We start from the raw sequence: 14774 nt of genomic DNA, 5'->3' as shown, positions 1-14774 counted from the left end.
AGAACGGGTCAGGCCCGGTTGTTGACGCGCTCGGCGATCCACTGATCGATCTCGATGGAGTCCCAGCCGACCGCGCGCACGCCCAGGCGCAGCGCCTTCGGGAACAAGCCTTTGCGCATCAGGTTGTAGATGTGGGCGCGTTTGAAACCGGACTTGGTTTCGACTTCATCAAGCCGCAGGATGCGGCGCTCGCTTGCGGGCAGTGCAGGTGTTTGCGACATGGCGGTCACTCCTGAACGCTCAGTGGCGTTTGTTGGCGTGACCTCCATTCAATAGACATGGATGGGAAAAGACATTGCAAATGCAATCTCCGCGATTGCACATACAAGATGGAAAACCTCAGACTGTCGCGCTACGCAGCCGGCGTCTGGCCGTGGCGAACTTGCCGTTTAGCGTCCGCTCCGCGATCCCCATGGCGCCGCTGTGATGGGCGACCAATGCACTGACCACCGCCTCCTGCGTCTTGAAGCTGGAGTACGGCACGCCCGAAGGCGACTGGCCGAGCATCAGGTCCAGCATGCTGCCGATAATGTTCAGGTAGGTGGCTTCGGCGCGATCACTGATCAGGCACTGTGCGCCAGCAGAGGGCGCCATCTGCTTGAGAAGCGCCCCGTGCTTTTCCTGCAACTCATGCAGTTGGCGTTTGTACTGGTCCAAGGTGGATTTCAGGGCCAGGCGCTCGACTAGCATCGCCTGCCCAGTTTCCAGCGAGATGAAGGGATGGGTGATGCGCTCGCTTCGGGAGAAGAGGAAGCCCGGTCGTTGCTCGGGATAGTGTTGGCGCATCCAGCGCTTCAGATCGACGTGGCGCACCGTCAGATCAGGGGAGTCGATCAGCGTGGAATCGCGCGTCGTGATGCCGTTCTGCCCGAAGGGCAGTTCTCCATTGAGGATGCCGTCGAAGATACGTTCGGTGCAAAGTCTCAGCTCGGCGCAACGTGGGCAGTCCAACGACTGCGGCAGGCGCCTTGGCGACGAAATCGAAGCCAGGATCACCTGCTCGTATCGCAGCAGCCCGGCCCAGCGGATGGACGCTTCGATCGGGCGATAGAACACCTTTGATGTTGGTGCATCATTCTTGTTCTCGTGCATGCTCCGTCTCCTTCCAGGAGAAGAACTACATGACCGACTCCTTTGTCACCGACCTCATGGTCGGCCTGTCGTCTGTGCAGGAAGTGGGCACCGAAGGCCGCTTCGTCATGTGGTTTGAATACTGCTCACCAGTTCGCGCAACTGGTAGTCGTCGTGTGCTCGATGTGCAAAAATTCATCGATTAGAAGGTCGAGCATCGGGACGTAGGCTCGACAGTGACGCTCACGCTATCAGGGTCGTGAGAAGTTACGGTTTCTGCAAAACCGTCTAGGTATGACCTGATATGCCAGCGGTCTCAGGAGGCGTTAAGGGGCCGCAATCGTCGTCGAATGTCCAGCCGGACGCAGCAAACCCGCGTCTGTCATGCTTGCCCCGTCATCCTGATATATCGACAAAGAATCGTGTGCGGAAACGCGGTGGCCAGCGTGCGCGTTCTTTCAAAGGAGCTTGAGCAGAAGGTCCTTGTGAGTTGTGGTGCAGGCGTTCCCAGCATCCGACCTGTGCCATCACCAGAACCATCTGCCTGATCGTCTTCACGATGATGGATGCGGGGCAGACAACCGGGCGTGGATGATGAGTTCGAGGCAGTCGCCTACGACGATGTACCGATCGTGGGTCTGGTGTACTGAGTGCAGCTCTTTGGACGTCTGTGGAACTCTTTGGACGAATTTGTTGCCGAGGACGAAAAACAAGGCTACAATTGAGGTCTTCGCTGGCCAGTCCAACGAAGAAAGTGTTTGGGAAACAACGACTTACTGTCCTAGTACACGTCTCGTTTCCCGCTCCAGATTCTAAAAAGCCCAAACTTCGGTTTGGGCTTTTTTTCATGCTTTCGAATATTCGCTGCCCTGGCGGCAGCGTTTCCATAGCACCCGAAATACAGCTGAAATCGCACGAGCCGCCGATGCGGATCATTTAACCGCCCTGGTCAGTCTCTATCCCAGAGCTCCCGGTAGAACTGAATCCGCGTCATATCTGGCTCAACGCCATAGGTCGAAAAGAAGAGGTCGTCGTAGCTCCGCCCAAAATTCACTTCCCAACTGATGCTATAGGTCGCAATAGCCAAGTCAGCCCAGCGATCTGCAATACCCAGTCTGGAAAGGTCGACGTGCGCGGAAAATCCACCGCCGCTATTGAGGAGCGTGTTCGGCACGCACGGATCGCCATGGCAGACTACCAAGCGCTCGGGCTCCGGCACCAGCTCGCTTGCCCCGACCCATGTGCCGCGATATGGGCAACTATGCACTGGCAGCGCATCATGGAATCGCCGTAACCCTGTCGCGATGGCACGCACCACGACTTCCGCTTTACCGTGCCACCGCAGGTCGACAGCTGGTATCGCGTCAATGGCCTCAGTAACGAGCCAGGCGGCGCCATCAACCTCGCCATAGTCAACGACGCGGGGAACCGCAACGAACTGGCCCGCCCAGCGTAGCTTCTCGGCCTCTATGACGAGGTCCACATCCGCCCGCTCGGCCGGACTCAAACCGACCGAAGGCTGCCACTTGATATAGCGTGCTCCCCGTTCGCCGTGACAACGAAAAGTCAGGCCTCCTAATTCATTACGCCATACCACCTCGACCGAATCGGTCCCTGCAAGGTCCAAGACCTTGTTCGGAATAGTTATGCCACCAGCCGGAACGCCTGCCGCTACCCGTTCATGACGCATTTGCTCTCACCATCGTTGCCTCGACTCATGTTATTGAATCACGGCAGTGATAGCCCCTGCCGACTCGCCGATGCATTTATCGCCTGGATGCCCTCAGGACACACAAGCGTTCACCCTCGTTCGGGTAAAGCAAGGCCGCTCACCCTCGCCCGAGCTCCCTGCCAATGGCCCGCTTTGCTTCAACAATACGCCGCAGAAAACGATCACGCCAGCGGCGGCGTTCCGTTAAAGCCTGCGCGGGCACGGCCTCGCGCATGCACGCTTCGATGCCGGCAATCAATGCCGGCCCCCACTCGCGCGGATCGGCTTGCTCTTTAGCCAGACCGTAATACATCGGACCAAGGTTCTCGCAATATTGTGCGACGCCATTTGCTGCATTCAGGTCTATGGTCGCAAACGGCCCCATGAAACACCAACGCAGGCCCAGTCCGTCGGCCATCGCGGCATCTACCTCAGCGGGAGTGCAGACACCATCCTCCACCAGACGAAAGGCCTCACCGAGCACAGCGCTTTGCAAACGGTTGACAACAAAACCGTTGATTTCCCGAGTCAGTTGAATCGGGCTCTGGCCAATTTCGCACATCAAGCCATGGACGAAACTCACCGTCGTTGTTGCCGTGGCAGGCGCCGGAACGAGCTCGACCAACGGAATCAGGTGAGGCGGATTGATCGGATGCGCCACCAGGCATCGTTCTGCATTGGCCAACTCCGCGGTAAAGCTCGAGGCAGGAAAGCCGGATGTCGAACTGCCGACAATTGTGTCAGCGGACAACAGCGCGTCCATTTCCCGATAGAGGGCCTGTTTGATCGGCAGTCTCTCGGGCGCGCTTTCCTGGACATAGTCGGCCCCTGCCAACACGTCTGCTAAATCGGCCGCTATCCGGCATCGCCCCGCATATGACGCGTCCTCAGATGCGACGAAAGCCACCGCGGCCTCAGCGGCCTCGAGCGAGCGATCATAAATCGCGACCTCATGACCGGCACGCGCAAATACCAATGCCCATGACGAGCCGACCACACCACATCCAACGATCGCCAGTTTCATTCCCTACTCTTTTTAATGACAGGCCTATTCGAACGGCCTCGATCGCAAAAGGCCCCGAGCAGCTCGCTATATATTCAACGAAGTGAACCGCCGCGCCGCACTCAGTTCACGGTGATGTTGCTGTCCTTGATCACCTTGGCCCATTTGGCGATTTCGCTGTCGACGAATTTCCCCAACTCTTCAGATGTTCCGCCACCGGCCTGTGCGCCTTGTTTCTGCAGCGCGTCCTTGACCTCCGGACTACGCAACACCACGTTGGCAGCATCCTGGATTTTTTTGACAATCGCTGGCGGTACTCCCGCGGGCGCGATCAGGCCGCTCCAGGTGTATGCACTAAAGCCTGGCAGACCGCTTTCGGCCACCGTCGGCGTATCCGGCCAAGAGGGATCTCGTTGCGCGGTACCGATGGCCAGCAGTTTCATCTTGCCATTTTTTACTTGCGGCCCGGACGACAACGCAGCATCGAACATCATGTCGCAGGTGCCGCCGATGGTATCGATGATCGCAGGACCGCTGCCTTTGTATGGAACGTGCGTGAGATGAGTCAGCCCCGACATGGACTTGAACAGCTCCCCCGCCAAATGCGATGGCGAGCCCGGACCAATCGAACAGTAGTTGGCCTTATTCGGATTTTCCTTGGCCCAGGCGATAAAGGACTTGACGTCACTGTAGGGTGCATCGGCCGGTGCCACCATCAACAAAGGAATCGTCATGCCCAGCACAATGGGCACAAAGTCCTTGACGGGATGGTATGGCAGCTTGTCAAACAGGCTGATGTTCACGACATGCGGACCGCTACCGTTCATCAGCAGTGTGTAGCCATCCGGCTCGGCACGTGCCGCGGCCTCGTTGCCAATGATGCCCGAAGCACCGCCGCGGTTTTCTACCACTACCGGCTGGCCCCAACGCTGGGTCAGACCCTGTGCCAGCAGGCGGGTCAGGATATCCGTGGAACCGCCAGCGGGATATGGCACGATGATGCGCACAGCGCGATTGGGGTAGTCCCCCGCGTCGTCGGCCATGGCCGTCAACGGAGTTGCGACCACCATCCCGAACAGACAGGCCGCCATCAAGGACCTGATTTTCATAAAGTCTCCTCCTCTTGTATTTTTTGTGCGGGCCTTTCCGGCTCCGCCGCGCGCTGCTTCAGGCCGCTGCGCGTTGCTCCCACCGCTCAGGCAGCACATCGTTCAGGCCGGACTGTTCTGTGGCCGAGATGGTCGTGCGCACGATGGAGCGCAGTTGATTAGGTCCCCAGGGCCTGCCACGATGCATGGTGGCACGGTTATCCCACATGACCACATCACTCGGCCGCCAACTATGCACGTAGGTATAGGCTGGCTCAGTGGCACGCTCGATCAGATCAGCCAGCATATCGGCGCCATCTTGGTCACCCATCCCCTCGATGGCGCCCGCATGCGATGCCAAGTACAGCGAACAGCGGCCATTGACTGGATTACGCCAGGTCATGCGGCGACGCACGGCCGGCAAGGCGGCATGCTCTTCGGGTGTCATCATGGTGCGGTCGATTTTGTTGCGCGATGTGGCATAGCTATGAATCACCACGGCGTCGCGCAGCGCGGCCTGCTCAGCCGCACTCAACCGTTCCCAGGCAGCGCGAGTCGAGGTGAATTCAGTCTCGCCGCCCTGCTCGGGAATGACGCGCGCAGACAGGACGGACGCCACGGCCGGTATCTGTTTGAATGAACTGTCGGTATGCCAGAGTTGGTTGGCTCGCGCGATGATCAGCGACTTGTCACTGGGCGGCACGATCTTTCCGTCTTGGCCGATGTTGCTCATCCGCGAATAAAACGTGCCATGGCCCGCCGAACCGACCTTGACCAACTCCAACGGCCCAAATCCGCGCGAGAACGTAGCCTGTACATCGTCGGTGACGGGCTGGTCTCGCCATACCAGTACGGAATACTCTTCGAATGCGGCGCACACTTGGGCAAACACCGCCGCGTCGGATGTTGCCTCGATCAAACCCACACCGTGAATTTCCGCGCCGAAGTCCGGATGCAGACGCTCGATACGCATGATGACCCTCCTGCTGATTGGGGACAAGGGCACACTGCAATACGCTTTGAAAAGCTTGCAGGTACTCTATCATCGAGCCCCGGAAAACAGGCCGGAAAGCCGCATTCCGGCTGCATTTACATATATGTGAAAATCCCGGCGCCAAGTTGTGATGGAGCCGAAGCCCCGGTCCTCAGGCAGTCGAATCCGGCTCGCCTGCCTGCGTAGATTTCGCGATTTCCAATTGGGCGATGCCTGCACGCATGGCCGCAACGACCTCGGCTTCTTTTTCTTCCAATCGTTGCACGGGACCGGAAACCGCTAACGCGAACAGCCGGCCAAAGCGACGTTCGGGCAGTACCATGCAAATCCCTCCTGCGCCTTGCTCCAGCGTGTGCTTGTTGAATACGTAGCCGTCGCGCCGGCCCTTTTCGACATGCAGCATCAGCTCGGTCAATGAGGTCTTGCGAGCCCGATCCGGCTCATGGAAATTGACTCGCCGCACGAGCTCGGCGATCTCTTCATCGTTGCGCGCGCCCAGCATGGCCCAGCCGCTGCCTGAACGCGTGATGGGCCTGATCGTGCCGATCGGCACGGCGTACCAGATCGGCAGACGCGAGGGGATCAGGTAAACATACTGGACATACAAGTCGCTTTGCGCGGACAGTGTGACAGTTTCCCCGTAGGCCTCGGATAATCGCTGCATCAGGCACAGCACCTCTTCGTTCTGGCCGAATAGCGCGCGTTGCACCCAGGTACCCAACGACGCCATACGCATCGTGGGCATGTAGGTGCGCGAGAAGCGGTCATAATCCAGGTAGCCCAGCGTCACGAGGCTTTTTAACAGCGCCGAGGCACTGGAGGGCGGATAGCCGAAACCACGCGTGAAATCCTTCAGCGCCATAGGACGCTGCTCGGTCTCGAAGGCCTCGAGTATTTCGAACACCCGCTGCGAGGTTTTGATGGGTTTTTCCGGCATGGCATGGAGCTTGGCGGCGCATAGGTCGCCGAAAGCATACGCTTTTTTCATCCCAAGGATCCATTCAGGAACAACGACTTAATGTTCTAATGCAGATCTCGTCTCTCTCCCAATTTGAAAAAGGGCCAGACTTCGGTTTAGGCCCTTTGTCTTGTGCGCCGGCGTATCGGTAGGACATAGAAGGATCACAAGCGATGGACATCGCATTAACGTTGTTGGCAGTAGTCGTGGTATGGCAGGTATTGCGCGTGCGTTATCAGCGCACGCACATCGTTTTGCTCGGACGCCATTTGGCCAACCTGCAACTCGAGCGCCACATGGAAACCCTCACACAAGGCTACATTCGCGCCATCAAGGCGGACACCGAAGCCCGTCAGCTCCAGGTGCTGGAGACCTTTGCTCCCACCGAGCGCTCCGTGGCTGCACAAGTACTGTCACTGGCCAAATCCATGCAACAGGAAAGCCGCCAGGACACGCCCATGTGCATGCTGTCGTTCTGTGTCCCTTACATCGAGCGCTTTCTACCCAGCATGACGCGGGATTTTCGTGAACTGCTGCATATCCACGCAGCGGGCTTGCGCCATGTCGTAGACAACAACGATGGCTGGGATCCCAAAACCCGCGCGTATCACCTCTCGGCAGAGTTGTATCTGTTTCAGCACAGCTGCCACTGGTACTGCAAATCGCGCAACGTGGCCGATGCACGGCTGATGCTACGGCACCAAGTGAGTCATCAGAAGGTACTGGACTCGGTCTCCACCGTGACGCGTCTGGCTTATCAGCAATGGCGGGGTTAGGCCGCTGCGACTATCCCGAGTGACGCCCGCCCTCTGTTAACTGCCGCGCCGCCGCCACAAAAGACGTCTCCACAATATCCAGCAGCCGATGATCCGACTCGGCTTTGCGACGCACCATGGCGAGCTTGCGTACTGGCGCGTTCGGTCCCAGGCTCACTTCACGCACGGCGTGTGCATGCAAATGCTCGACGCGTAATCGCGGCAGCACCGACACGCCGACACCCGCGCCAACCATGGCCACAATCGCATCTATCGACGGCAGATCGATCAACGCCTGCCGCTGAGGCACGAGCTTTTCCACGAATTGCCCAGCCATGCGGCCCGCGACCATACGGCGGTCAAATCGGATCCAGGGCTGCTCACGCAAAATCTGAGCGGGCGGTGCAGATCTCAATCCCTTGGGCACCACGAGCACCAGTTCGTCATTCAGCAACTCCGTCCACAACAGCCGGCTCGATCCGCCGGTAGGCGGCCGGATCAGCACCGCCACATCGATCCTGCCGGCTTTTAATTCGTCCAGCAAAATGGGCGTCGAACCGCGTTCGATTTGCAGCTCCACCTGCGGCGCGCTGCGCAACAGATCGGCGAACGCCAATGGCAAAAGCGTGGTCTGCGCGGAATCAGTGATGCCCAGCCGAACCAGTCCGCCGGGCGCACGGGCCGCATGACTGCGCAACGCCTCGATTTCGGCCATGGCTCGATCTACCGTACGCACCACCTCGCGCGCAAAGGCAGTAGGCTGCACATGACGCCCGGACCTGTCGAACAGCAACTGCCCGAAATACGCCTCCAGTTGCTTCATCTGCAAGCTGACGGCGCTGCGTGTCAGATTGACCTGTTCGGCGGCGGCGGTCAGATTACCGTGCGCGACAACGGCGGAAAGCGTGGCCAAATACTGCAGTTTCATAGGTTGTCCGAGCCCCTGGCTATCCAGAATGCGCGATGGCAGCCTTTTCTGAGGCAGCTGCGCTATTGTCAAGAATTCCTTACTTATGGAACGACGAATTATCGCCCATTACTTGATTATTTCGCTCTAGCATACGACCTTACTCGCTCATTCCGGAATTTTCATGCAAGACGAACTCCGCCTACAGGACTACCCCATCGCCAGCCACACCTCTCCCACCAAATCCAATACGGGTGGATGGCAGGTGCCCCAACGCTTGCGACGCGTGCTGTCGCTGGCGGATTTCGAGGAAGCCGCTCGCCGCCATCTGCCCTCGCCCATCTTTGCCTACGTCAGCGGCGGCTGCGAAACCGATCGTGCGCTACACGGCAGCGAGGATGCCTTCGCCGACTACGATTGGATCCCCCGGGTATTCATCAGCACCTCGCGCCGTTCACTGGCCACGACGCTGTTCGACGAACGCTGGGCCGCGCCCATCGGCATCGCCCCCATGGGCGTGAGCGCGTTGTCAGCCTACCGGGGCGATCTGATCCAGACACAGGCCGCCGCGGCAGCGCAGATCCCCGCCATCATGAGCGGGTCTTCGCTCATCCGCCTGGAAGACATCGCCGCCGCCAATCCTAAAGCCTGGTTTCAGGCCTATGTTCCTGGCGAACCCGAACGCATCGACGCCTTGGTGGACCGTGTCGCGGCCGCGGGATTCAAAACGCTCGTCGTCACCGCCGACGTCCCAGTTTCGGGTAATCGCGAAAACAATATCCGCGCGCGCTTTTCCACGCCGCTGCGCCCCAGTGTGCGTCTGGCCTGGGATGGCATCACCCATCCCCGTTGGCTGTTCGGCACCGCATTCAAAACCATTCTGCGTCATGGCGTGCCGCATTTCGAAAACTCCCACGCCACACGCGGCGCGCCCATCATCGCGTCGAACGTCATGCGCGAATTTGGCGCCCGCGATCATCTGAACTGGGCGCACGTGCAACAGATACGCGAGCGTTGGAAAGGCCGCCTCGTCATCAAAGGCATTCTTGCCCCGGAAGACGCGCAAATGGCACGGCAATATGGCGCTGACGGCATCATTGTCTCGAACCATGGCGGCAGGCAACTCGATGGCGCGATCGCTCCCTTGCGCGCACTGCCCGATGTCGTACGTGCAGTAGGCCCGGATTATCCCGTCATGATAGATGGCGGTTTTCGTCGAGGCAGCGATGTCCTCATGGCGTTGGCCTTGGGTGCAAAATTCGTGTTCGTCGGTCGGCCGTTCAATTACGCCGGCGCCGTGGCCGGGCAGGCAGGCGTCACGCACGCCATCGGTATTCTCGCTACGGAAATGGCGCGCAACATGGCCTTGCTGGGCGTGCTGAACCCGTCAGAGTTGGGGCCGCAACATCTGCGGCAACGCAGCCGTTGACACAACCCGGGCCGGAATCAATCCCGGCTTTACGCATCCTCAAATCGAGTGACAGTGCGCGCAATGGCGGGAACATATCACTCCACCTGGGTCAGCCTGCCTTGGTGAACAATGGATTGGCAGCGCACATCCAATTCCATGTACCTCCCTGTATCTACCACCACACAACGGATACAGAACGACCGCAAAACGCATTCGCACCGACACATATCAGCGACACTCCATTTCTAGACTGTGATGGCTCGTTCAACCTTGCTCCTGATCTCTGCATCAATTGGAGTCAACCTGGATAACCATCATGCCTCATGCTCTGATTCAGAATTCCCAGTCTATCCGACGTGTGCTTGCTACTGCCTCCCTGGCAACGATCGCTCTGGTTGGATACATACAGCCCGCCAGCGCCGCAGGAACTACGGCCCAGGCCACTGCTACGGTACCTGCCGATGCCAACGCCGACGAAAGCATTCGCCCGTTCCACGTACACGTGCCCCAGGCCCAGATCGACGACCTGCGCCGGCGTATTGCTGCCACGCGTTGGCCGGACAAGGAAACCGTCAATGATGATTCTCAGGGTATCCAGACCGCGCGTATGCAGGAACTCCTGAAATACTGGGGTACCCAGTACGACTGGCGCAAGGCCGAAGCTCAGTTGAACGCGCTGCCTCAATTCGTGACCAGGATCGATGGTATCGACATCCATTTCATTCATGTCAAATCGCGCAATCCGAACGCCTTGCCAATCATTCTGACGCACGGCTGGCCAGGCTCGATCTTCGAGTTCATCAAGACCATCGGGCCGCTGACCGACCCCACCGCCTACGGCGGCCGCGCAGAGGATGCATTCGACGTGGTCATTCCGTCAATTCCTGGCTATGGTTTTTCGGAAAAACCCACGGATTTGGGTTGGGGGCCCGATCGCACCGCGCACGCGTGGGACGTCCTGATGAAACGGCTTGGGTATAAGGAATATGTATCGCAAGGCGGTGACCATGGCTCCGTCATTTCCGACGCACTCGCACGCCAGGCGCCGCCAGGACTCAAGGCAATTCACTTGAATATGCCCGCCACGGTACCTGGTCCGCTGATGAAGTCGCTCCTTGCCGGCGACCCCGCACCGGCCCAACTCACCGACCCGGAGCGCAAGGCCTACCAAACCTTGAGTACTTTCTTTGGCCGCAATGCTGCCTACGGCGCCATGATGGTCACGCGTCCGCAAACCATCGGCTATTCATTGACGGATTCGCCCCTGGGCCTGGCCTCATTCGCCTATGAAAAAATCGCCGAATGGAGCGACAGCAATGGCAGGCCGGAGCAAGTGATATCCCGTGATGCCATCCTGGACGACATTACGCTGTATTGGCTCACCAATACAGGGGCATCGTCGTCGCGCTTCTACTGGGAAAACAATAACAATAATTTCAGCGCCGAAACCCAAAAGACACGCGACATCAAAGTGCCGGTAGCCATTACCGTCTTTCCGCACGAGATCTACCAAGCACCGGAGAGCTGGAGCAAGCAGGCGTATCCTTCTCTGTACTACTACCATACAGCAGCCAAGGGTGGCCATTTCGCAGCATGGGAACAGCCGCAGCTGTTTGCCGAGGAACTGCGCGCCGCATTCAAATCGGTGCGATAACGCTGTTTCCGATCTTGTGAACACGTATGACGCGACTCAAGGATCGCTAACGTCCTGAGTCGCGCAACCGTTCCTGCGAGGCAGGGAAGACGTCTTCGCCGACTATGATTGGATCACCCGGGTATTCATCAACACCTCGCACCGTTCGCTGCCTGACGTAATACGCGCATCAGGGCCGGGATCAATCCCGGTTTTGCGCATCCTCAAATCGATTGACAGTACGCAATGGCGGGAACAGATAACTCCACAGGCCCACTACGCCCAAGGTACAAAGACCGCCCGCTATCGCCGCCGGCACAGCGCCGATCCAGGCCGCGCTGGCGCCGGCGCGGAACTCGCCCAGCTCATTGGACGAACCGATAAACAGCATGTTCACGGCATTGACCCGGCCGCGCATCTCGTCGGGTGTCGCAAATTGGAGCAAGGCGCCTCGTACATACACGCTCACCATATCAGCCGCGCCCGCGACGGCTAGCGCGAGGCACGACAGCCACATCCAGTGCGATAACGCGAACACCAGATTGGCAATGCCGAACACTGCCACCGCCAGCAACATCCGTTGGCCCACCTTGGCGTTAAAGGGGAACATGCTGAGGCAGATACCCGCCACCACCTCGCCGACTGCGGCGGAGCTGCGTAACAGGCCCAGCCCCTGCGGCCCTACCTGCAGGACTTCGTGAGCATAAATAGGCAACAGCGCCACAACCCCACCCAGCAGCACGGCAAACAGATCCAGCGAAATCGTTCCTAGAATCATGGGGCGGCGGAAAATAAAACGAATGCCGATACCAAAACGCTGCCAGATATTGGTGCTGCCCGCCTGCGACGTAGCGGCCCCGTTCTGGTGGGCCGTCGAATACAAAACACGCACTTTTTGCAGTAACAGCGCCCCTGCAGCAAACGCCACCATACAGATGGGATACGTCGCGTGGCTGCCACCTGCGCCGTACAGCAAACCACCCAGCATGGGAGCACCGATCGCTGCGCTGCGCATCACCATGGTGTTCGTGGCAATCGCCTGAGGCAATTGTTCGCGCGTGACTAATTGGGGCAGCAGACTTTGCATCGCCGGCCCGGAGAACGCGCGCGAAGCGCCGAACAATACCAGCACGGCATATATATTCGAGACGCCGTCGTATCCATGATCCGATAGCCACCATAGCAAGGCGCTGCAGACTGCGCCTACACCCCAACTCACTCCCAGAATGTGTTTGCGCGGCAATCGATCAATCAGGTCTCCTGCTGGCAGTAACAAGAACAGCATGGGCAGGAACTGGGCCAACCCCACATAGGCCAACGCCATGGGTTCGCGCGTCAGATCGTAAACCTGCCAAGCCACCACCACTGCCTGCACCTGCGTAGCAACCATGGCCAATACACGAGCGAGCAGAAACGACAGGAAACCGGAGGGCTGATGAAATAGCGCAGAGCGGCTGGAGGGAGACGGGGCAGACATAAAGTCGGGTAAAGGACGGCCAGAGCCGGCGGCCGTTCCTCGGGCAAGGAACAAACAAAGGGATAGGTGCCGGCAGGTATTATTATGCCAGTCTTATATAAGACTGGCAGCAACCATTCAGGGCGGCGACTTATGCCCAAGGGAAACCCTATAGCGTGGCCAACGCAGGCATGCGGAGATGCCATGCCGTGTTTTTCTGAAATGCATGCCCGAGCCTCAATAGCAATGACTCGCTGTAAGGGCGCCCAATCAACTGGAACCCTACTGGAAGCGCGGCCGTTTCGTCGTCAGGCACACAGGTTCCTCCTGGCAACGACAACGAGGGCAAGCCTAGGTAGTTGAACGGCCGGGTAAGGCGCGTCAATTCGCCACGCAAACGCCGTGACTCGGCATTCATCGTGTCAAACGCATCGACACGTGGTGTCGGCAGGGGAAAAACAGGCGCCATCAGTACATCCACATCTGACATGACCGTCCGCACAAACTGCACCAATAACGGACCACGCAGAGCCATCGCCTGCAGATACAGGGAGGCGGGAATCGGCGTGCCTTCCTGCAGCCTGGCGCGGGTAAAGTCGCCCAGGACGGCGTCAGTCCCAGGCCTTATCAGGCGCTCATACAACGACGTGGCTTCGGCACGAATCATCAAGATCGCCATTTCATTAAGCGTATCGTAGGGGAATTCCGGCACCTCCCGAATGTCGGCTCCGAGCGATCTCAACGACGCCAGGCTTTGCGTCATGACGGCTTGTATTCGTGAATCCACGCCGTCGGCGAAGCCCCCCTGCAGCACGCCTATCCTCAGCCCCGCCACCGATCTATCAATCCCGTCAACGTAATGGTTGTTTTCCGGGGCCGGCACACTGCCCGCATCTGCACCGTCGTACCCTGCGATTGCCTGCAACATCAGCGCACAATCTCGTGCACTGCGCGCAATAGGCCCGAGATGATCGTGCGTAGCGCTCAAACTCATCGCGCCTGCGCGGCTGACCAAACCATAGGTAGGCTTTAAACCCGTCACGCCACATAATGCGGCAGGAATACGGATCGAGCCCCCGGTGTCGCTGCCCAATGCCCCATCCACAGCGCCCGCGGCGACCACAGCGGCCGAGCCGCTAGATGATCCGCCGGGAATGTGATCGATCGACCAGGGATTGCGGCAATGGCCCGCCATTTCGTTGGTGCCGGACGGGTCAAACGCAAGTTCCGTCATATGCAGCCGAGCCAAGTGCAATGCTCCGGCTTCGTCAAAACGACGCAACACGGTAGCATCGAACGAAGCCTTCGCGGCTGGACCCGCCATACCGTAGCCTGTCTCATAGCCTGTGCGGTGCAACAGGTCCTTATGTGCCAACGGCATTCCACCTACCGGCCCCAGCGCTAGCCCACTTGCCAAACGCTTGTCCAATGCGCGGGCCTGATCAAGCGCTGACTCACGAAGCAATTCAACGCACGCCATCGTCACGTCATTCACGCGAGCCAAACGATCCAGCGATATGTTCGCCAGGTCTTGCACGCTGAAAGCGCGCGCGGCAAGGCCTGCCCGCTTTTCCCACCAATCGTGCCAACCCAGTTCAGCAGTTGGCATATTGACCGCATCGCGGCTCGGCTCCACCTGGGCGGTGGCGTGCAATGCCTGTGCCATAGGGATCGACGTCAAACCTAGGCTGGGCATCGCGGCCTCGGCCAGGCGATTTGCCATTTCTTGCCACTTTTCAATTATTTCAAGCTGTCCGCTGGCCATACTTTTCACCGCACGCTCCTGG

The 14774-nt window shown here is 59.0% G+C and carries 14 protein-coding genes; 4 read left to right on the top strand and 10 right to left on the bottom strand.

Annotated features, from left to right (window positions below; genetic code table 11):
• Positions 1-8: 8 nt before the first annotated feature.
• The gene (locus ACNA0I_RS09245; protein ID WP_009459729.1) at positions 9-221 is read right to left on the bottom strand and encodes an AlpA family transcriptional regulator; all 213 of its coding nucleotides are present in this window, start codon (positions 219-221) and stop codon (positions 9-11) included.
• A gap of 118 nt (positions 222-339) precedes the next feature.
• The gene (locus ACNA0I_RS09240) at positions 340-1092 is read right to left on the bottom strand and encodes a hypothetical protein (protein WP_019726332.1); all 753 of its coding nucleotides are present in this window, start codon (positions 1090-1092) and stop codon (positions 340-342) included.
• A gap of 29 nt (positions 1093-1121) precedes the next feature.
• Between ACNA0I_RS09240 and ACNA0I_RS09235 the strand changes: the two genes are divergently transcribed.
• Positions 1122-1277, top strand: a complete 156-nt coding sequence (locus ACNA0I_RS09235) for a hypothetical protein (protein ID WP_019726331.1) — start codon at positions 1122-1124, stop codon at positions 1275-1277.
• A 743-nt stretch (positions 1278-2020) separates the two neighbouring features.
• Here ACNA0I_RS09235 and ACNA0I_RS09230 read toward each other — a convergent pair.
• The 5 genes from ACNA0I_RS09230 to ACNA0I_RS09210 all read right to left on the bottom strand — a co-directional run bounded on the left by ACNA0I_RS09230 (position 2021) and on the right by ACNA0I_RS09210 (position 6855).
• Entirely contained in the window at positions 2021-2761 is a 741-nt protein-coding gene (locus ACNA0I_RS09230; RefSeq protein ID WP_415805780.1) for a phosphotransferase, read from the bottom strand.
• 139 nt (positions 2762-2900) lie between these two features.
• A complete protein-coding gene (locus ACNA0I_RS09225; RefSeq protein ID WP_415805779.1) occupies positions 2901-3806 on the bottom strand; it encodes a 3-hydroxyacyl-CoA dehydrogenase in 906 nt (301 codons plus the stop codon).
• A 101-nt stretch (positions 3807-3907) separates the two neighbouring features.
• Positions 3908-4894, bottom strand: a complete 987-nt coding sequence (locus ACNA0I_RS09220) for a Bug family tripartite tricarboxylate transporter substrate binding protein (RefSeq protein ID WP_415805778.1) — start codon at positions 4892-4894, stop codon at positions 3908-3910.
• Positions 4895-4952: 58 nt separating this feature from the next.
• On the bottom strand, positions 4953-5846 hold the full coding sequence (locus ACNA0I_RS09215) for a TauD/TfdA dioxygenase family protein (RefSeq protein WP_415805777.1): 894 nt from the start codon (positions 5844-5846) through the stop codon (positions 4953-4955).
• 172 nt (positions 5847-6018) lie between these two features.
• Entirely contained in the window at positions 6019-6855 is an 837-nt protein-coding gene (locus ACNA0I_RS09210; RefSeq protein ID WP_415805776.1) for an IclR family transcriptional regulator, read from the bottom strand.
• A 143-nt stretch (positions 6856-6998) separates the two neighbouring features.
• Here ACNA0I_RS09210 and ACNA0I_RS09205 point away from each other — a divergent pair, with 143 nt between their 5' ends.
• Positions 6999-7601: a hypothetical protein gene (locus tag ACNA0I_RS09205; protein ID WP_415805775.1), complete on the top strand. Its 603-nt coding sequence runs from the start codon at positions 6999-7001 to the stop codon at positions 7599-7601.
• Positions 7602-7611: 10 nt separating this feature from the next.
• Here ACNA0I_RS09205 and ACNA0I_RS09200 read toward each other — a convergent pair whose 3' ends face one another.
• Positions 7612-8508 (bottom strand): LysR substrate-binding domain-containing protein, encoded by an 897-nt coding sequence (locus ACNA0I_RS09200; RefSeq protein ID WP_415805774.1) that lies wholly within the window; start codon positions 8506-8508, stop codon positions 7612-7614.
• 163 nt (positions 8509-8671) lie between these two features.
• On the opposite strand from ACNA0I_RS09200, the gene ACNA0I_RS09195 reads away from it, so the two are divergent.
• Both ACNA0I_RS09195 and ACNA0I_RS09190 read left to right on the top strand, forming a co-directional pair.
• Complete coding sequence (locus tag ACNA0I_RS09195) at positions 8672-9916, top strand: alpha-hydroxy acid oxidase (protein ID WP_415805773.1); 1245 nt, start codon at positions 8672-8674, stop codon at positions 9914-9916.
• 298 nt (positions 9917-10214) lie between these two features.
• Complete coding sequence (locus ACNA0I_RS09190; RefSeq protein WP_415805772.1) at positions 10215-11552, top strand: epoxide hydrolase family protein; 1338 nt, start codon at positions 10215-10217, stop codon at positions 11550-11552.
• A gap of 181 nt (positions 11553-11733) precedes the next feature.
• On the opposite strand, the gene ACNA0I_RS09185 is transcribed toward ACNA0I_RS09190, so the two are convergent.
• Both ACNA0I_RS09185 and ACNA0I_RS09180 read right to left on the bottom strand, forming a co-directional pair.
• Positions 11734-13008 carry an MFS transporter gene (locus tag ACNA0I_RS09185; RefSeq protein ID WP_415805771.1) on the bottom strand — a complete coding sequence of 425 codons (1275 nt, stop codon included), beginning with the start codon at positions 13006-13008 and terminating at the stop codon, positions 11734-11736.
• 148 nt (positions 13009-13156) lie between these two features.
• Complete coding sequence (locus ACNA0I_RS09180; protein WP_415805770.1) at positions 13157-14710, bottom strand: amidase; 1554 nt, start codon at positions 14708-14710, stop codon at positions 13157-13159.
• Between the last annotated feature and the right edge of the window lie 64 nt (positions 14711-14774).

Source organism: Bordetella muralis, from assembly GCF_965139205.1.
Lineage (GTDB): Bacteria > Pseudomonadota > Gammaproteobacteria > Burkholderiales > Burkholderiaceae_B > Bordetella_A > Bordetella_A muralis.
Note: the sequence above shows the minus strand (reverse complement) of the source record. Positions and strands in the feature narration are given on the sequence as shown.